Genomic DNA, 17389 nt, shown 5'->3' with positions numbered 1-17389 from the left:
GGACGGCTTCCTGACCCGGCCGCTTCCTATTCTGGCCGCTTCCTGGCCAGGCGGACTCAGTGTGGTTGTTTGGCGGGGGTCGTGGTGAAGGTGAGGAGTTTGATGGCGGTCTGCTGGGGGTCCTCCAGGATGGGGGTGTGGCCGAGGCCGGGCAGGAGCTCGATCTCGGCCCCCGGCACGACGCGGTATTCGGACGCGGACGCGGAGCGCCATCGGCGGTCGTCCGCGCCGAAGATCACCAGCAGCGGCTTGCCCAGGGGCGCCAGCCGGTCAGGGAGCTGCCGTTCGTGCAGGTAGTCGCGGGTGCCCTGCATGGTCGCGGCGAGCGTGTGGAGGGTCATGCACCGCACCTCGTCCAGCAGCTCGTCCGGGGGCTGGTAGCCGGGACGGCTGAAACCCGGGCTCGCGAACAGGCGGATCTGCTCGTCGGTCGGCGGCCACTGCGAAGGGGCGAACGCGGCCGACGCCGGGGCGATGAAGGCGTCCAGGCCGGGGCCGGTGTTGATCAGGACGAGCGCCGTCACCAGGCCGGGACGCTGTTCGGCCAGGGCTGTGGCGACCGCGCCGCCACTGGAGTGGCCCGCGACCACGGCCTGCCGCACGCCGAGCCGGTCCAGCGCCTCGCCGACCCGGCGCGCCTGGTCGGGGGTGGTGTAGCCGCGGTCGTCCGGTTTGGCGGAGCGGCCGTGGCCGAGCAGGTCGATCCGGACGACGCGATGGGAGCCCGTGAGCAGGGGGACCAACTGGTCCCAGGAGCGGGCCGAGGACGCCGAACCGTGGATGAGGAGGAGGGCGGGGGCGTCGCGGGGGCCGTCCTGGCAGACGTGGAGGTCGCCGTCGTCCAGGGAGAGCATCGTGCTCTCGGTGGTGTCGCCGTGGGAACTGGTCATGAGGCCACTGTGGCGGCCGTCCCGCGCCGGAGGATTGGACGAATGTTCCCTCGGGCACGGGCTGCTGCCGGGGCTATACGTTCGCTGCCATCGAGAACCAGATGTAGCCGGCAGCGAACAGGAGCAGGCACACCGCTCCGATCGCCGCGCCGACCGACGCCGCGAAGATCCGTACGGGCGTGGGCCGCCGTGCCGTGAACGCGTAGCCGAGGGCGACGCCGACGCCGGGGAACGCCGCGGCTGCGATGCCGCATTTGGCCAGGAGTTCTGTGGACATCCAGTCCAACTGCCAGATGCTCCATGCCACCAGCCCGTAGCCGGCGAGGACTGCTGCGCAGAGCACGGTCAGCCCGAGAGTGCCGTACTTGCGAGTGCTGGGATCAAGGGGGGATGTCACGAGATGGCGGCCGAGGCGGATGGCGGCCGAGGCTGGTTGGAGGTAGCAGGCCCACATGGGACGTGGCAGGCGCACATGCGCCCGACCGGGAGAAGGGCAGGTCAGAGGGGGTGGGGTGGGTGGGAGGGGTGGATACGCGTCAGGGGGTGGGGAGGGGGCAGTGGGTGGCGTCCGTGGCGTAGGACAGGAGGAGGTCGCGGGCCGTGTCCGTGTCGAACGGCTGCACCGCGTCCAGCAGGTGCAGCCCCAGCCCGTCCTCCAGCGCCACCAGGTTCCGGGCGATCGTCATGGCGTCCCGGGTCAGCCTGAAGACGCCGGTCGCCGAGCCCGCCTCCAGGATCGCGGCGTACAGGGCCACCTGCCGCTCGTACAGCCTGATGTGCTGGGCCGCGTACGCCGGGTCGCGCCGGGCGTGCGCCCCCAGCTCGTACAGCAGCACGCACAGCTCGTCGCCCGGACCGGCGGGCAGGCCGCTGCCGATGGTGATGACCAGGCGCCGCCGCAGGTCGGGCTCGCGCGCGGCGGCGGCCTCGCGGGCGGCGCAGAACCGGTCGACCGCCTCGCGCTGCACCTCCTGCAGCAGGCCGGCCATGCTCGGGAAGTAGTACAGCACCGACCCCGCCGACATGCCGGCGACCTCGGCGACGTCGCGCAGCCGCAGGTCGAGGATGCCGCGTTCGAGCACCGCGCGGCGGGCGGCGGAGACGAGTTCGGCCCGCTTCTCCCGGGCCCGGCTGGGTCGCGCCATGGCCGCGATTCTTCATAGATGCTTCAAAAAACGCAAGCCGTCCTTGACGAACGCCGCCGATAGTTCTTTGATACTCGCTCAAGGAACCCCCCAAGGAGGCGTCGTGGCAACAACGGCCGCCCATCCACACCTGCACCGGGGACTCAAGCTCCTCGGCACCCTCCTCCTCACCCTGTCCGCCATCACCCCCGCGTCCTCGGTCTTCATCATCGCCCCCGGCGTGATCTCCCAGGCCGGCAGCGGCGCGATCATCAGCTACCTGGCCGGCGCCGTCGTGGGCGTGTTCATGGCCTTCGTCTACGCCGAGCTGGGCTCGGCGTTCCCGCTCACCGGCGGCGAGTACGCCATCACCGCCCGGACGCTCGGCCGGCTGCCCGGGTTCGTGGTGCTCGGGCTGATCCTCATCACGCAGCTGCTCATCATCGCCGTCATCGCGCTGGGCGTGGGCGCGTACCTGTCGGTCGTCCTCCCGGGGCTGGACGGGCCGCTGGTGGCGGCCGTGACGTGCCTGCTCACCACCGTCGTGGCGGTCTTCGACATCAAGCTGAACGCCTGGGTGACCGGGGTGTTCCTGGCCATCGAGATGATCGCGCTGGTGGTCGTGGCGGCGCTCGGCCTGTTCAGCCCGGAGCGGTCGCCGATCGAGCTGATCACCCATCCGGTGGTCGCCGGGGACGGCGGCGCGCTGGTGCCCGCCTCGCTGGGCCTGATCGGCGCGGCGACCGCGGTGGCGATCTTCTCCTACAACGGGTACGGCTCGGCGGTCTACTTCGGCGAGGAGGTGCACGACGCGCCGAAGAGCATCGCGAGGACCGTGCTGTGGGCGCTGGGCGTCACGGTGGCGGCCGAGCTGGTGCCGGTGACGGCGGTGCTGGTGGGCGCGCCGTCGCTGGAGGGCCTGTTCGGCGCGGAGAACATGATGCAGTACTTCGTCACCGCCCGCGCCGGGTCCGTGGTCAACACGGTGATCTCCCTGGCCGTCGCGCTGGCCATCCTCAACGCCGTGCTGGCCATCATCCTCATCACCTCGCGCATGTTGTTCAGCACCGGACGGGACCGCGCCTGGCCCGCGCCGGTCAGCCGCCTGCTGTCGTCCATCCACGCCCGGTACGGCTCGCCGTGGGTGGCCACGGTGCTGACCGGCGTGGTCAGCGCGGCCTGCTGCTTCATCGACGAGCGCTTCCTGCTGGTGGTGACCGGCACCTCGATCGTGGCCGTGTACGCGGCGCTGTGCCTGGGCGCGATCGCCGGGCGGCGCAACGGCACGACCGGCCACGCGGCGTACCGGATGCCGTGGTTCCCGCTCGCGCCGGTGCTGGCGCTGGCCGCCCTGGCGTACGTGATCTACCTCAACGCGCTGGACCCGGCGATCGGCCGGCCCAGCCTGTACGTCACCGCCGGGATCGCGGTGTTGTCGGCGGCGTACTATCTGGGGGTGCTGCGGCGGCGCGGCGGGTGGGATCTGGCTGAACCATGAGAGTGATCATCTTCGGGGCGACCGGCATGGTCGGGCGCGGCGTGCTCAGGGAGTGCCTGCTCGACGAGCGCGTCACTGCCGTGCTGACGGTCGGCCGGTCGCCCACGGGGACGGTCCATCCCAAGCTGCGCGAGCTGCTCCATTCCGACCTGTCGGACCTGTCGGCCGTCGAGGGCGAGCTGTCCGGCTACGACGCGTGCTTCTTCTGCCTCGGGGTGTCCGCGGCGGGCATGAGCGAGCAGGACTACCGGCGGGTCACCTACGACTACACGCTGGCGGCCGGCACCACGCTGGCCCGGCTCAGCCCGTCCTCGACCTTCGTCTACGTCTCGGGCGCCGGCACCGACGAGCACGGCCGCGCGATGTGGGCCAGGGTGAAGGGCGCGACGGAGAACGCGCTGCTCGCGCTGCCGTTCCACGCCTACATGTTCCGCCCCGGCTACATCCAGCCGATGCACGGCGTGACCTCGCGCACCCGCTGGTACCGGCTGGCCTACGTCGTGGCCGCGCCGCTCTACCCGCTGCTGCGGCGGCTGTTCCCGGCGGCGGTGACGACGACCGAGCGCATCGGCCAGGCGATGATCACCGTGGCCGAGTGCGGCGCGCCCGAACGGATCCTCGGCCCGGCGGCCATCAACGCCTTGTGACAGCGGCCCGCGGCACCGGCCGCACGGCCCGCGGCATCAGCGGCACGGCCAGCAGCGAGGCGAGCGCGGCCAGCCCCCACACCGCCTCCCACGAGGCGAGGGCGAGCACCACCGGGACGAGCAGCGGGGTCAGGAAGCCCGAGGCGAAGCAGGCGGTGCCCTCCAGGCCGAGCGCGGTGCCCGCCCTGGCCGCGCCCGCCATGGCGGCGATCTCGGTGTAGGCGATGCCGTGCCAGGAGTTGGCCAGCAGGCCGCCGATCGCCAGGGCGGCGACGGTGAGCGGGGTGGGCGCCGAGGTGAGCACCGCGGCGGCGGCCATCACGACCCCGGACAGCGTCCCGATGGCGCGGATCCAGGTACGCCGACCGCCGCGGCGGTCGGTGCGCCTGCCGGTCCAGATGCGCGCGGCGCCGCCGCCCAGCTGGGCGACGAGCACGGTGAGGGCGGCCAGGCCGGCGCCGGCCCCCTTGACGTCGTGCAGGAAGATCGCGGTGAAGGACAGCACGGCGAACTGCGGCACGGTGAGCAGCCCGCTGGCCAGCGCCACCCGCCACACGTCCCAGCGGCGCAGCGGGGAGGGGCCGGGTTGCGGGGCGGCGGCCGCGGCGGCGGGCGCCGGCTCGTGCAGCCAGCGCCAGGTGGCCGCCGCCGCCAGCAGGCAGAACACCGCCGGTACGGCGTAGACGGCGCGGAACCCGTACCGCTCGGCGAGCCAGGGCAGCAGGGCGACCCCGACCGCGCCCCCGACGGGGATGGCCGTCTGGCGGACGCTCATGGCCAGCCCCCGCTCGCCGTCGGCGAACCAGGTCATGACGGCCCGCCCGGAGGCGCCGTTCACGCTGCCGCCCAGCGCCCCGGCGGCCAGCAGGCACGCCGCCAGCAGGGCCACCCCGGCGTGCTCGGCCGGCGTGACGGCGGCGGCCATCACCGCCAGCAGCGCGCCCGTGGCGGTCAGCCCGGCGAGCAGCACGCGGCGGTCGCCCCACCGGTCGGTGAGCATGCCCCACGCGATGTCGGAGGCGGCCACGCCCAGCCCCAGGCAGGACAGGACGAGGCCGAGCGAGCCCAGCGACAGGTGGTAGCCCGAGCGCATGGAGACCGCGGTCAACGGGATGCCGGAGAACATGGCCGAGAAGCTGGCCTGGGCGCCGACGCCCACGGAGAGCACGACCCATCGGTGCCGCGCGCCGAACCGCCGCGTCCCGCCGCGGACGGTGATGAGTGTCGCCACAATGCCCCCAAGTAACCGGCTTCAGTGGTTAGCAACCCTGGCAGCGCCGAAAGTAACTTGTCAATGCGGTTACGATCGGAGTCGTGGACTTCACTTTCGTCAGCGGCAACCTCGGCCTCGACCTCGCCGGCACCATCGGCCACCGCCGGGGCGCGCGCATCGACCTGCTGGCCACCCCCGCCGACCTGGCCCGCTGGACGGTCGCCGCCGGCCTCCTCGACGAACCGCCCGAGACCGGCGACGACGACCTGGCACGGGCGACGGCCCTGCGCGAGGCGGTCTACCGGCTGGCCACGGCCGCCCGCGACGGCAGCTCGTACGGACAGGCCGACCGCGACCTGCTCAACGAGACCGCCCGGCGCCCGCCCGCGGACGTCGCGCTCGAAGAGCGCGGCCTGCGGCGCGGCGGCGGCCTGCCCGGCGCGCTGTCCACGACCGCGCGCGCGGCGATCGAGCTGCTCGGCGGCCCGCAGGCGGAGCTGGTCCGCGAGTGCGAGGCCGATCCCTGCACCCGCCTGTACGTCGACGCCTCCCACCGCCGCACCCGCCGCTGGTGCGACATGCGCGGCTGCGGCAACCGCGCCAAGGCGGCGGCCTTCCGCGCCCGCGCGGGCGCCTGACCGGGATGATGGAATAACGGCGGAGGCCGGGACGCTACGATACCTGTCAAAGATTCAACAGTCATGGATGGTGACTAAAGTGCAGTTCGGAATCTTCAGCGTGGGCGACGTGACCACCGACCCCACCACCGGCAGGACCCCGACCGAGCACGAGCGGATCAAGGCGATGGTGGCGATCGCGCTCAAGGCCGAGGAGGTCGGCCTCGACGTGTTCGCGACGGGTGAGCACCACAACCCGCCGTTCGTGCCGTCCTCGCCGACCACCATGCTCGGCTACATCGCGGCCAGGACCGAGCGGCTGATCCTGTCCACCGCCACGACGTTGATCACGACCAACGACCCGGTCAAGATCGCCGAGGACTTCGCCATGCTCCAGCACCTGGCCGACGGCCGGGTGGACGTCATGCTGGGCCGGGGCAACACCGGGCCGGTCTACCCGTGGTTCGGGCAGGACATCCGCCAGGGCATCCCGCTGGCCGTGGAGAACTACGCGCTGCTGCACCAGCTCTGGCGCGAGGACGTCGTCGACTGGGAGGGCCGCTTCCGCACCCCGCTGCAGGGGTTCACCAGCACGCCGCGCCCGCTCGACGGGGTGCCGCCGTTCGTGTGGCACGGCTCGATCCGCAGCCCGGAGATCGCCGAGCAGGCCGCCTACTACGGTGACGGCTTCTTCGCCAACAACATCTTCTGGCCCAAGGAGCACTTCATCCGCCTGATCAACCTCTACCGCCGCCGGTACGCCCACTACGGGCACGGCACGCCCGAGCAGGCGATCGTCGGCCTGGGCGGCCAGGTGTTCATGCGCAAGAACTCCCAGGACGCGGTCCGCGAGTTCCGCCCCTACTTCGACAACGCCCCCGTGTACGGCCACGGGCCGTCGCTGGAGGAGTTCACCGCCGAGACCCCGCTCACCGTGGGCAGCCCCCAGCAGGTCATCGACCGGACGCTGGAGTTCCGCGAGTTCTTCGGCGACTACCAGCGCCAGCTGTTCCTCATGGACCACGCCGGCCTGCCGCTGAAGACCGTGCTGGAGCAGCTCGACATCCTGGGCGAGGAGGTCGTTCCGGTGCTGCGCAAGGAGATGGCCAAGGACCGCCCGGCCGCCGTCCCGGACGCGCCGACGCACGCCTCGCTGCTCCAGGCCCGTACGTCCCAGGCCGTCGAGGTCTGACCCCTCCAGGGAAGGAGATCCCCCCATGAAGCTCGTCGTCGTCACGGCCGGCCTGACCCAGCCCTCCTCCACCCGCCTGCTCGCCGACCGGCTGGCCGAGGCCACCCGGCGGCGGCTGGACGGCGCGGCCGAGGTGCGCGTGGTCGAGCTGCGCGACCTGGCCGTGGACATCGCCAACAACCTGGTGACCGGCTTCCCCGGCACCCGGCTGCGCGAGGTGGTCGAGGCCGTGACGGAGGCCGACGGGCTCATCGCGGTCACGCCGACCTTCAGCGGCTCCTACAGCGGGCTGTTCAAGTCGTTCTTCGACGTCCTGGACAACACGGCCCTGGCGGGCACGCCCGTGCTGATCGCCGCCACGGGCGGCACCGCCCGCCACTCGCTCGTGCTGGAGCACGCGCTGCGCCCGCTGTTCGCCTACCTGCGGGCCGTGGTCGTGCCGACCGCCGTCTACGCCGCCTCCGAGGACTGGGGCGGCGGCGGTGACTCCTTCACCGACGGGCTCGGCGAGCGCATCGACCGGGCCGCCGGGGAGCTGGCCGGCCTGCTGGCGGGCCGCGCTCCCCGCCCGGCCGCGGCGCAGGACGGAGGCGGGGCCGCTGCCGAGGACGAGGTCGTCCCGTTCGCGGAGCAGCTCGCGGCTTTGCGCCCACTGCGCTAGTTTGCAGCGGTGCTGACCGCTACGTGCCTCTCACTGTCCCTTGCCTTGACCTGCGTTTCCCCCGCAGACCTCAACAACCCACACAAGAAGGACATCGCCATGCAGCTGGTGTCCAGCGCGGAGAACTCCTCGCTGGACTGGAAGGCCCAGTACGGCTACATCGAGGACATCAAGGATGAACGCGGCTACACCGCGGGCATCATCGGCTTCTGCTCCGGCACCGGCGACATGCTGGAGCTGGTCGAGCTCTACACCCGGCGCAAGCCCTCGAACGTGCTGGCCAAGTACCTGCCCGCGCTGCGCAAGGTCAACGGCACCGACTCCCACAAGGGCCTCGGCAGGCCGTTCGTCAAGGACTGGAAGAAAGCCGCCGCCGACCCCGTCTTCCGGCGGGCCCAGGACCACGAGCGCGACCGCGTCTACTTCGACCCGGCCGTCCGCCGGGCCAAGAAGGACGGCCTGCGGGCGCTCGGCCAGTTCGCCTACTACGACGCCATGGTCATGCACGGCCCCGGCTCCGACAAGCTCAGCTTCGGCGGCATCAGGAAGGCCGCGCTGGCCAAGGCCGCCTCCCCCGCCCGCGGCGGCGACGAGGTCGCCTACCTCAACGCGTTCCTCGACGCCAGGAAGGCGGCGATGAAGGCCGAGGACGCCCACGACGACACCACCCGGGTCGACACCATGCAGCGCGTCTTCCTCAGGAAGGGCAACCTCGACCTCAGGCCGCCGCTGACCTGGAAGGTGTACGGCGACAAGTACACGATCAAGCACTGATCCGGCGATCAGGGTAGGTTGATGCACAAGCCGAACAAACGGGGTTAATCATGTCCAACGGTGCCCGTCATGGTCTGGGAGTGGTCGCGGGCCTGATCCTTCCGCCGCTGATCGCCGCCTGCCTCATGTACGGCATCGGCGAGCTCGGCCTGACCATGGCCACGCGGTTCAGGGTCTCCTGGCTTGGACTCGCCGTGATCGCGGCGGCGGGGGCCGGTCTCGCGTTCCTGGCCGGCTCGCGTCTGTCACCGATCGCCTCGCTCCTCGGCGGCCTGGCCTACACCGCGCTCGGCCTGGTGCCCGCGGTGGAGCTGGGCGCCGGCTTCCGCGTCATCCCCGACGGGCTGGTCACCGGCAGCCTGGGTGCGGGCCTGCAGACCACCATCTACACGGGGGTCATGCTGTTCCTCGGCGTGGCGCTGCTGGTCGTGTCCGCCTTCCCGTCGCGCTGGCGGTCGCCGGCGCGGCCGTCGGCCTACACCTCCGACTACGGCGCGTCGGGGTCGCCGTACCTGCCGCAGGGCATGCCGCACGACGTCACCAGGCCGATGCACCGCGAGTGAGCCCGGCCGGGCCTGGCAGAATGCGGCCATGCGCGACTCGAAGATCGTCGACTTCCTGGCCGAGCTGGCCGACAAGGTGCCCGCCCCCGGCGGCGGGGCCACCGCCGCCCTGCACGCGGCCCAGTCCGCGGCCCTGCTCGGCATGGTGGCCCGCTACACCACCGGCGAGCGGTACGCCGAACACGCCGAGACCGTCGCCGCAGTGATCGAGGAGACCGACGCCCTCCGTGCGCGGACGCTGCGGCTGGCCGAGGAGGACGCGGCCGCCTTCACCGCGGTCTCCGACGCCTACCGGCTGCCCAAGGGCGAGGAGCGCAGCGTCTCCATCGCCCGCGCCCTGGCCGGCGCGGCCGAGCCCCCGGCCCTGGTGGTGGCGGCCGCCACGCGGCTGGTCGAGCTCTGCGAGCTGCTGCTGCCGATCGGCAACCGCAACGTCGTCACCGACGTCGCCGCCGCCGCCGAGGCCGCCCGCGCCGCGCTCACCACCGCCCGGGTGAACGTCGAGGTCAACCTGCGGGGCATCAAGGACGAGCAGGTCCGCGAGGAGCTGACGGCCCGCCTGACGGGCGTCGAGGCGGCCCTCGCCACGGCCGACCGGATCACCGCCGGGGTACGCGAGGAGATCGCCCGATGAGGACGCTGACCGGCCGCGACCTGGCCACCGCGATCAAGGCCCAGACGCAGGCCGAGGCCGCCGCCGGGCCGCAGCCCAGGCTGGCCGTCGTGGTGGCCACGGCCGACGAGGCCAGCCTGTGGTACGTGCGCTCGATCGCCAAGGCCGCCGCGGGCGTCGGCGTCGCCTGCGACATCGTCGACCTCGGCGCCGACGCCGACCCCGGCAGGATCCACGAGACGCTGGCCGGGCTCAGCGCCGACGACGCCGTCCACGGGGTCATGCTCCAGACGCCGCTGCCCGCCGGGGCCTCGGCGCAGGAGCTGGCCGCCGCCATCGACCCGCGCAAGGACGTCGACGGCGCGAACCCGCTCTCGCTCGGCCGCCTGGCCGCCGGGCGGCCCGCGTTCCCGCCCGCCACGGCGGCGGCCGTCATGGCCCTGCTCGACCACTACGAGGTGCCGCTCGAAGGGCGGCGGGCGGTGGTCGTCGGCCGCTCGACCGTGGTCGGCAAACCGCTGGCCCATCTGCTGCTCGACCGGCACGCCACGGTCACCGTCTGCCATTCGCGCACCCGCGACCTGGCCTCCGTCACCGCCGGGGCCGAGGTGCTGGTGGCCGCCGTCGGCCGCGCCGGGCTGATCGGCGCCGCGCACGTCGCGCCGGGGGCGGTGGTGATCGACGTGGGCACCAACCCGACCGACGACGGCGGGCTCACCGGCGACGTCGACTTCGCGGCGGTCTCCGAGGTGGCCGGCGCGCTGACCCCGGTGCCCGGCGGCGTCGGCCCGGTGACGACCGCGCTGCTGCTGCGCCACACCGCCCGCGCGGCGAACCTGCCCTGAGCCCGACATCCGAGAGTGGAGACCATCGATGGGTGACGTCCTGATCGTGCAGAACAGCAGGAGCGGCGGCCCGAGCCGGCTCGGCGACTGGCTGGAGGAGGCCGGGTTGCGGCTCGACGTGGTGCTCGCGCACGAGGGCGCCCCGCTGCCCGACCGGCTGGACCGGCACGACGCCATGATCATGCTCGGCGGCGGCTACCTGCCCTCCGAGGACGACCGGGCCCCGTGGCTGGCCGATGCCCGCCGGCTGGTGGGCCAGGCGCTGGCGGACGGCGTGCCGCTGTTCGGCATCTGCTTGGGCGGCCAGATGCTGGCCGAGGTGGCCGGCGGCGAGGTGACCGGCGACACCGGCGCGCCGGAGAACGGCAGCCTGCCGGTCACGATCCGCCCCGAGGCGGCCGGCGACCCGCTGTTCCAGGGCCTGCCGCCGGTGGTGCCCGCGATCGAGCACCACAAGGACGCCGTCACCCGGCTGCCCGCCGGCGCGGTGTGGCTGGCCGAGACGCGCGCCTGCCCCTACCAGGCGTTCCGGGTGGGCGAGCGGGCGTGGGGGGTGCAGTTCCATCCCGAGGTGCTGCCCGCGCGCGTGCGCGAGTGGACGCCCGACGGCTTCGACCCCGAGGAGGTCTACGCGGGCGCGGTGGCCGACGAGCCGGTCTCCACGCCGGTCTGGCGCGAGGTGGCGATGCGCTTCGCCAAGATCGTCAGTGCCTGACCTCCCGCCCTGGCGGCTGCTGATCATGTGAAAGGATCCGGACGATCTTTCCCTGCCCGAGGGCGTATGAGAGCCGCCGCCGGGAGTTAGCGTCCGGCTCATGAAGATCAAGATTCTCGCCACCATGGTCGCCGCGGCCGCCGCCGTCTCGCTCGCTCCGTCCGCGGCCAGTGCCGAGCCCCTTCCGTCCAACTGCCACTCCGGGATCGGTTACCGGTCCGCCTATTCCTGGGCGTACTGCACCGGCGGGTCGGGTTACGTGCGGGCCATCGCGACCTGCTCCAACGGTTCCTCCACCGCCAAGTCCTACGGCTCCTGGGTGTGGGTCGGCTCGCAGTCGGAAGCGCACTGCTCCTGGGGGTACTCCACGGCTGTGGCGGGCTCCTACGACATCAAGGCCTACTGACCGACCGCCCACCGCCCGGCTGCGCCCGCCGGGCCGGGCGGTGGGCGGCGCCAGGGACGAATGGCCCTAACGTGGATGGGATGCGGGTAGACAGACTTCATCCCTGGCCGGCCGACGCGGCCGAGGCCGAGGCCGTCCAGGACCGGTTGCGTGGCCGCGTCGAGCTCGCCGGGCCCACGGCCTTCCCCCTGGTGGCCGGCCTCGACGTGCACTACCACGGCGACGACGAGGTGACGGCGGCGGTGGTCGTCCTGGACGCGGCGACCCTGGAACCGGTCGAGCGGGCGGTGGCCCACGGGAGGGCCGTCTTCCCGTACGTGCCCGGCCTGTTCGCCTTCCGCGAGCTGCCCACCCTGGTGGAGGCGCTCGAACGCCTCGCCGTCACCCCCGACCTGCTGGTCTGCGACGGCCACGGCCTGGCCCACCCGCGCGGTTTCGGCCTGGCCTGCCACCTCGGCGTGCTGACCGGCCTGCCCGCGCTCGGCGTGGCCAAGACGCCGTTCGTGGGCGAGCACGAGCCGCCCGGCCGGGAACGCGGGGACTGGACGCCGATCGTCCACGAGGGCGTCACGGTGGGCAGGGCGCTGCGCACGCGGCGGGACACGAAACCGGTCTACGTCTCCCAGGGCCACCGCATCGGCCTGGACACCGCCACGTCCCAGACCCTGCTGCTCACGCCGCGCTACCGCCTCCCCGAGCCGGTGCGCCAGGCCGACCACCTGGCCCGCCACCCCGGCGGGACCTGACCGCCCCCTCAGCCGGTCCCGCCGGGAAGATCAACGCAGGGACGGTCAGCGCCGCCAGGCCCAGACGACGAGCCACACGCTGAGCCCGAAGAGCGTCATGCCCAGCGGCACGTGCGCGGCCACCGCCCCCGACCCGCCGAGCATCGACTGCAGGAACCCGAGCAGCAGCACCCCCAGGCTGACCAGCGCGGGCCAGCCCGCCCCGCGCCCCGGCCGCCACAGCAGCACGGCCACGACGAGCTGGAGCAGGCCGAGCAGGTGGACGGCGCCCGCCCCGGCCCCGTGCAGGCCCGCGCCGGCCCCGCTCATGAGCTGCCCCGCCGTGACGGCCTGCAGCAGCACCGACAACATGCTGAGCGTGGCGAGGGCCTTGAACGCGGTCAGATACCCGCTCCCCTTGACGACCTGGGTGACCACTGGACTCTCCTTCGACCTCGGGTGGACGCCCCCAGGATCGCGCCGCCGCCGGGACCGGGCATCCGCCGCCCGTCGTCATCCTCGCTACGCCCAGCGTCGTACGCTCACGCCGGGTCGTGCGCCCCCGAGGAGGCCAGCGGGGGCAGGATCGCCTGGGCGTCCGCGCCGCCGAACCAGAGCCCGATCACGAACGCGGCCGTCGCCTCCAGCTGGACGGCCCGGTCGAGGCCGCCGCCGTCCAGCGGGGTGCAGCCCAGATCGCGGACCAGGCCCCGGACCAGGTCGAGCGCCTGGGCGTCGTCGCCGCACAGGGGCACCGCCAGCGGGCGTCCGCCGAACACGGGCGGCGTCATCCGCCACACGTCCACGTGGCACAGGTTGAACGCCTTCACCACGTGCCCGCCCGTGAGGTCGGCGATCCGGCGGGCGAGCGGACGCGTGACGTCGTACCTGTCGGGAGCGGCGGCGTTCGTCACGTCGATGATCGGCTTGCCGCGCAGGGCCGGGCCGGCGGCGGCCAGCACGTCGCCCAGCCCCGCCTCCCGGACGCCCACCATCACGACCTCCCCGGACGCGGCCGCCTCCGCCCAGCTCCCCGGCCGCGCACCCGGGCGGCCGGCCTGGGCGTTCATGCTCTCCGCGCGGGCACGGACACGCTCGGTGTCGCGTCCGCTGACCGTCACCTCGTGCCCGGTCCTGATCCACTGCGTGCCGAGCGCGTCGGCCATGCCGCCGGCGCCCAGGATCCCGATCTTCATGTCGTCCTCCGTGAGGTGAAAGGGCTTTACTAGGACATGGACTCTAGAAATCCCGTCATGCACCGATCGGTGCCTATCGGAGGCGTTACGTGTTCCTCGCCGACTGCCAGGCCAGACTGGCCTTCGACCTGATCGCCAACACCTGGAACGCGGTCGTCGTCTGGTCGCTGCGCCACGGCCCGTGCCGTCCAGGGGAGCTGCGCGCGCAGATCGGCGGGATCAGCCCCAAGGTGCTCACCGAGACGCTGCGCCGCCTGGAGTTCAACGGGCTGGTCACCCGCCGGGCCTACGCCGAGGCCCCGCCCCGCGTCGAGTACGCGCTGACCGACCTGGGCCGCTCCCTGCTGGGCCCGATCGAGGCGTTCGGCGTGTGGGCCCACGACCACGCCGAGGACGTCATGGACGCCCAGGACCGGTGGACGGGGGCGGACTCCCCCGCTTCATGAGGATTCTTTAACGCTGCGTTACTGAGTAATTACTCTGGGTAGCAAGTCGGTGGTTGTTCCCACCATCCCCAGGAGGTACTCATGCCTGACGTCCAACGCCGCCGCGCCGCCGTCATCGGGGGCGCGCTGACCGCCGCGACCCTCGCCGCGGCCCTCTTCGCGGCGCCCGCCCACGCCGTCGTCGATCCCGCCACCGCCGTCCCGTGCGCGGCCGAGGCCGCCGCGGGCCTGGCCGCCCTGGTGGACCCGGCGGCCCCCCAGGCGCCGGCCGAGATCCCCGCGGCGGGCTGCCTGCATCCCTGACCCGCCGGCCACCGCGCGGGCGGTGCGGCGAGCCACGTCGCACCCCCGCCACCGGCCCTCCCCCTCCGACAGCTCCGACAGCGCAATCCCCGTGCCCGACCAGCAGCAGTCGAGGAGTCCCCATTGAAGTTCCGAATCCTGACCAGCGCAGCGGTCCTCGCTCTGGCGGCGGCGGCCGCCGTTCCCCCAATCGCCCTCGGGTCAGGGGGCCGAAACGATCCGGGGAACATCAATGTCCAGGCCATCGTCGACCGGGTCAACATCTTCACGTCGTAGTGAGGCCACCACAGTTGACCGTGGCCGAGTCCGAGTCCGCTCCCCGGCCGCGGAGCACGCTGGAGCACATCGGCTACGTCATGTTCCTCAGCCGGTGGATACAGGCGCCGCTCTACCTCGGGCTGATCGTGGCCCAGATCGTCTACGTGTGGCGGTTCATGGTCGAACTCGCCCACCTGGTCGAACTCGGGTTCGGCGGCAACCCCCGGAGACCACCATCATGCTGATCGTCCTCGGGCTCGTCGACGTCGTGATGGTCTCGAACCTGCTGATCATGGTCATCATCGGCGGCTACGAGACCTTCGTCTCGCGGCTGCGCATCGACGGCCATCCCGATCAGCCGGAGTGGTTGTCCCATGTCAACGCAAACGTCCTCAAAGTCAAGCTGGCCATGGCGATCATCGGGATCTCGGGGGTGCACCTCCTGCAGATCTTCATCAACGCCGCCCGGCCGGCCATCACCGACAGGGAACTCGTATGGAAAACACTGATCCATCTCACCTTCGTGGTCTCGGCGCTGGCACTGGCCGTGATGGATCGGATCATGGCGGGCGGGCGGCACGTCCAGCAGGCGCATCGGGACCAGCAGCCCGGCGGCGTCGCGCAGGAGCGGGTCGCCGCCGCCTAGCGATCGGGCTGCTGGCCGGCGCGGGTCTGCTGGCCGGCGCGGCGCCGGCGTACGCCTCGGCCGCGGCGCCCGCCCAGGGGCCGCGTCCGCTCATCGGCGACGTGGTCGTCTTCAACGACGAGATCGTCGAGCCGGTGTCGCTCCCGGTGAGCACCTGCGGCGGCCTGCTGCCGGTGCTGAGCGGCGCCCCCGCCGGATGCGAGGGCACGTCCCGGGTGTCGGACGACGACGCCTGAGATCCCCGGCGCCCGCCCGCGGGGGCGGGCGGGCGCCGGACCCCGGCCGGGTCAGCCGTAGAGGCGTTCGAGGACCTCGGCCACGCCGTCGTCGTCGTTGGAGGACGTACGGTGCCCGGCCGCGGCCAGCACCAGCGGGTGCGCGTTGGCCATCGCGTAACCGGCCCCGGCGAAGGCCAGCACGGCCAGGTCGTTGGGCATGTCGCCGAACGCCACCACCTCGGCGGGCTCGACGCCGCGCGCCAGGCACAGCTCGGCCAGCATGCCCGCCTTGGTCACGCCCAGGGCGCTGACCTCCAGGAGCCCCGGCACCCCGGAGTGGGTGACCTCGGCCAGCTCCCCCACGGCCGCCGCCGCGACGGCCGACATCTCGTCGACGGTGTGCGCGGGCGAGAGCACCAGCAGCTTGACGATCGGCTCGCCGGCCTCGCACGCCGAGACCACCTCCCGGTAGTGCCGCACGTCGTGCGCGACCCGCCTGGTGTAGCCGGACTCGGTGAGCACGCCCGTGCCGGTCTCGACGGCGAACGCCGCCCCGGGCAGGGCCGCGGCCAGGCTGTCGGCGACCTTCCTGGCGGCCTGCGGCTCGATCGTGCGGCTGGCGACGATCTCCGCGGCGGCCAGGTCGTACAGCAGGGCGCCGTTGCTGCAGATCGCCAGGCCGGTCAGGCCCGCCTGTCCGGCGATGGCGTGGATGGAGCGCGGCGGGCGGGCGGTGACGAAGACGACCTCCGCTCCGGCGGAGCGGGCCAGGCCCAGGGCCCGCCGGGTGCGTGGGGAGACGACGCCGTCGGAGGTCAGGAGGGTGCCGTCGAGATCGGTGGCCACGATGCGGGGCGGGGTCGCGGAGGTCACGCCCCCTACCGTAGATCCTGGCCGGAAGGGGCTCAGGAGTAGGGTGCCCTCGTGTCCTCCAACTCGGGGCGTTTCGCCCGGTCCGGGCCGCGTCCGGACGACCGGGTCGCCTCCGTCTTCCGTTTCGCGTCGGAGCTGGTCGCCTGGGTCGCGGCGCCGTGGGCGCTGCTTCCCGGGTCGGTGTGGCAGGCCGTGTTGTCGGTCGTGGTGCTGATCGGGCTGCCGTCGGTGTTCGCCACGCCGGGCGACAAGCGGGGCGTGCTGGTCGCCGTGCCCGGGTTCGTGACCGTCGGGCTGGTCGCCCTCCAGCTCGTGGTGGCGGTGGCGGCGGCGTGGGTGGCCTGGCACGCGGCCGTGGCGGCGGCGGTCACGGTGCTGGCGGTGGTCACGGTGGTGCTGGAACTGCCGCGCTGGCGCTGGCTGCTGACGGGCTGAGCGGCCGCGCGTCCGGAGCTGTCAGAGGCGCATCTCGGCGGGGAGGCGGGTGGCGGCGTTGAGGAGCTCCAGGCCGAGCAGGTCGCCCGAGGCGCTGTAGTCGAGGACGACGTCCTCCGAGACGGTCTGCCGTACCGCCTCACCTGGCACTATTTCGTGCTTCATCGCGATGTAGGCGATGTCTTGTCCTTTGTCCCAGGTGACGTACACGGTCCGGGTGAGCTGGCGGTCCGGCGGGGCGTCGTCCGGCTGCAGCAGGCCCTCCTTGGCCTCGTGCGAGCCGGCCAGCGCCGCCCGGACCATGGCCAGCGCCACCTCGACCGCCTCCAGGGAGTCGCGCCCGGTCGCCCGGCGCTCGTGCTCCCACCCGGCCAGCCCGTCGACCCGGTACGGGCACGCCCACTCCCCCGCCTCCTCGTACGGCATGCCGACGGCGACGGTCACCTCGCGCGGCGGGACGGTCTCCAGCACCAGCACCCGCTGGGCGATCTCGTACATGCCGCATGATCTACCCAGGCGCCCGCTTCCGGA

General features: G+C 73.0%; 26 protein-coding genes. 18 read left to right on the top strand and 8 right to left on the bottom strand.

The features are described 5' to 3' along the window. Positions 1-56: 56 nt before the first annotated feature. The 3 genes from ACNF49_RS21585 to ACNF49_RS21575 all read right to left on the bottom strand — a co-directional run bounded on the left by ACNF49_RS21585 (position 57) and on the right by ACNF49_RS21575 (position 2035). On the bottom strand, positions 57-890 hold the full coding sequence (locus ACNF49_RS21585) for an alpha/beta fold hydrolase (RefSeq protein WP_482944802.1): 834 nt from the start codon (positions 888-890) through the stop codon (positions 57-59). A 73-nt stretch (positions 891-963) separates the two neighbouring features. Further along, positions 964-1233, bottom strand: a complete 270-nt coding sequence (locus ACNF49_RS21580) for a hypothetical protein (protein WP_482944801.1) — start codon at positions 1231-1233, stop codon at positions 964-966. Positions 1234-1426: 193 nt separating this feature from the next. After that, the gene (locus tag ACNF49_RS21575) at positions 1427-2035 is read right to left on the bottom strand and encodes a TetR/AcrR family transcriptional regulator (RefSeq protein ID WP_482944800.1); all 609 of its coding nucleotides are present in this window, start codon (positions 2033-2035) and stop codon (positions 1427-1429) included. A gap of 103 nt (positions 2036-2138) precedes the next feature. On the opposite strand from ACNF49_RS21575, the gene ACNF49_RS21570 reads away from it, so the two are divergent. Beyond that, positions 2139-3512 (top strand): APC family permease, encoded by a 1374-nt coding sequence (locus ACNF49_RS21570; protein ID WP_482944799.1) that lies wholly within the window; start codon positions 2139-2141, stop codon positions 3510-3512. Continuing rightward, positions 3509-4159, top strand: a complete 651-nt coding sequence (locus ACNF49_RS21565) for an NAD-dependent epimerase/dehydratase family protein (RefSeq protein ID WP_482944798.1) — start codon at positions 3509-3511, stop codon at positions 4157-4159. The genes ACNF49_RS21570 and ACNF49_RS21565 overlap by 4 nt, the downstream gene beginning before the upstream one ends. Here ACNF49_RS21565 and ACNF49_RS21560 read toward each other — a convergent pair. Continuing rightward, complete coding sequence (locus ACNF49_RS21560) at positions 4146-5390, bottom strand: MFS transporter (protein ID WP_357964256.1); 1245 nt, start codon at positions 5388-5390, stop codon at positions 4146-4148. The two genes, ACNF49_RS21565 and ACNF49_RS21560, sit on opposite strands and share 14 nt — an antisense overlap. Positions 5391-5473: 83 nt before the next feature. Here ACNF49_RS21560 and ACNF49_RS21555 point away from each other — a divergent pair, with 83 nt between their 5' ends. From ACNF49_RS21555 to ACNF49_RS21510, 10 genes are all read left to right on the top strand, one after another. Next, on the top strand, positions 5474-6010 hold the full coding sequence (locus tag ACNF49_RS21555) for a CGNR zinc finger domain-containing protein (protein WP_482944797.1): 537 nt from the start codon (positions 5474-5476) through the stop codon (positions 6008-6010). A gap of 79 nt (positions 6011-6089) precedes the next feature. Continuing rightward, positions 6090-7181: an LLM class flavin-dependent oxidoreductase gene (locus ACNF49_RS21550; RefSeq protein WP_357964260.1), complete on the top strand. Its 1092-nt coding sequence runs from the start codon at positions 6090-6092 to the stop codon at positions 7179-7181. 25 nt (positions 7182-7206) lie between these two features. Then, a complete protein-coding gene (locus ACNF49_RS21545; RefSeq protein ID WP_482944796.1) occupies positions 7207-7842 on the top strand; it encodes an FMN reductase in 636 nt (211 codons plus the stop codon). Between the two features lie 99 nt (positions 7843-7941). Continuing rightward, on the top strand, positions 7942-8616 hold the full coding sequence (locus ACNF49_RS21540; protein ID WP_357964264.1) for a chitosanase: 675 nt from the start codon (positions 7942-7944) through the stop codon (positions 8614-8616). 50 nt (positions 8617-8666) lie between these two features. Continuing rightward, positions 8667-9179, top strand: coding sequence for a hypothetical protein (locus tag ACNF49_RS21535; RefSeq protein ID WP_357964267.1), 513 nt, complete (start codon positions 8667-8669; stop codon positions 9177-9179). A gap of 28 nt (positions 9180-9207) precedes the next feature. Then, on the top strand, positions 9208-9813 hold the full coding sequence (locus ACNF49_RS21530) for a cyclodeaminase/cyclohydrolase family protein (RefSeq protein WP_357964269.1): 606 nt from the start codon (positions 9208-9210) through the stop codon (positions 9811-9813). Then, positions 9810-10637, top strand: coding sequence for a bifunctional 5,10-methylenetetrahydrofolate dehydrogenase/5,10-methenyltetrahydrofolate cyclohydrolase (locus ACNF49_RS21525; RefSeq protein WP_482944795.1), 828 nt, complete (start codon positions 9810-9812; stop codon positions 10635-10637). Before ACNF49_RS21530 ends, ACNF49_RS21525 begins: the two co-directional genes overlap by 4 nt. Positions 10638-10665: 28 nt before the next feature. Next, on the top strand, positions 10666-11352 hold the full coding sequence (locus ACNF49_RS21520) for a type 1 glutamine amidotransferase (RefSeq protein ID WP_482944794.1): 687 nt from the start codon (positions 10666-10668) through the stop codon (positions 11350-11352). A gap of 100 nt (positions 11353-11452) precedes the next feature. Further along, complete coding sequence (locus ACNF49_RS21515) at positions 11453-11758, top strand: hypothetical protein (RefSeq protein WP_482944793.1); 306 nt, start codon at positions 11453-11455, stop codon at positions 11756-11758. Positions 11759-11838: 80 nt separating this feature from the next. Continuing rightward, the gene (locus tag ACNF49_RS21510) at positions 11839-12504 is read left to right on the top strand and encodes an endonuclease V (RefSeq protein ID WP_357964275.1); all 666 of its coding nucleotides are present in this window, start codon (positions 11839-11841) and stop codon (positions 12502-12504) included. Positions 12505-12549: 45 nt separating this feature from the next. Here ACNF49_RS21510 and ACNF49_RS21505 read toward each other — a convergent pair whose 3' ends face one another. Both ACNF49_RS21505 and ACNF49_RS21500 read right to left on the bottom strand, forming a co-directional pair. Next, the gene (locus tag ACNF49_RS21505) at positions 12550-12921 is read right to left on the bottom strand and encodes a hypothetical protein (protein ID WP_357964277.1); all 372 of its coding nucleotides are present in this window, start codon (positions 12919-12921) and stop codon (positions 12550-12552) included. A gap of 104 nt (positions 12922-13025) precedes the next feature. Next, entirely contained in the window at positions 13026-13679 is a 654-nt protein-coding gene (locus ACNF49_RS21500) for an NADPH-dependent F420 reductase (RefSeq protein WP_482944792.1), read from the bottom strand. A gap of 89 nt (positions 13680-13768) precedes the next feature. Here ACNF49_RS21500 and ACNF49_RS21495 point away from each other — a divergent pair, with 89 nt between their 5' ends. From ACNF49_RS21495 to ACNF49_RS21475, 5 genes are all read left to right on the top strand, one after another. Further along, positions 13769-14125, top strand: coding sequence for a winged helix-turn-helix transcriptional regulator (locus tag ACNF49_RS21495; protein ID WP_357964280.1), 357 nt, complete (start codon positions 13769-13771; stop codon positions 14123-14125). A gap of 81 nt (positions 14126-14206) precedes the next feature. Further along, positions 14207-14428 (top strand): hypothetical protein, encoded by a 222-nt coding sequence (locus ACNF49_RS21490; RefSeq protein ID WP_357964282.1) that lies wholly within the window; start codon positions 14207-14209, stop codon positions 14426-14428. Between the two features lie 296 nt (positions 14429-14724). Further along, a complete protein-coding gene (locus ACNF49_RS21485) occupies positions 14725-14931 on the top strand; it encodes a YqhA family protein (protein WP_482944791.1) in 207 nt (68 codons plus the stop codon). Continuing rightward, the gene (locus tag ACNF49_RS21480; RefSeq protein ID WP_482944790.1) at positions 14925-15332 is read left to right on the top strand and encodes a YqhA family protein; all 408 of its coding nucleotides are present in this window, start codon (positions 14925-14927) and stop codon (positions 15330-15332) included. The genes ACNF49_RS21485 and ACNF49_RS21480 overlap by 7 nt, the downstream gene beginning before the upstream one ends. Positions 15333-15433: 101 nt before the next feature. Next, complete coding sequence (locus ACNF49_RS21475; RefSeq protein WP_358001968.1) at positions 15434-15568, top strand: hypothetical protein; 135 nt, start codon at positions 15434-15436, stop codon at positions 15566-15568. A 51-nt stretch (positions 15569-15619) separates the two neighbouring features. Here ACNF49_RS21475 and ACNF49_RS21470 read toward each other — a convergent pair whose 3' ends face one another. Further along, complete coding sequence (locus tag ACNF49_RS21470; RefSeq protein ID WP_482944789.1) at positions 15620-16423, bottom strand: Cof-type HAD-IIB family hydrolase; 804 nt, start codon at positions 16421-16423, stop codon at positions 15620-15622. 51 nt (positions 16424-16474) lie between these two features. Here ACNF49_RS21470 and ACNF49_RS21465 point away from each other — a divergent pair, with 51 nt between their 5' ends. Then, complete coding sequence (locus ACNF49_RS21465; protein WP_357964290.1) at positions 16475-16858, top strand: hypothetical protein; 384 nt, start codon at positions 16475-16477, stop codon at positions 16856-16858. A 21-nt stretch (positions 16859-16879) separates the two neighbouring features. Here the strand turns inward: ACNF49_RS21465 and ACNF49_RS21460 are convergent, their stop codons facing one another. Next, complete coding sequence (locus ACNF49_RS21460) at positions 16880-17356, bottom strand: DUF2283 domain-containing protein (protein WP_357964292.1); 477 nt, start codon at positions 17354-17356, stop codon at positions 16880-16882. Positions 17357-17389: the final 33 nt, after the last annotated feature.

This window comes from Actinomadura sp. ATCC 39365, assembly GCF_054392275.1.
The sequence above is the reverse complement of the archived record's forward strand: the minus strand, read 5'-3'. Positions and strand labels throughout refer to the sequence as shown.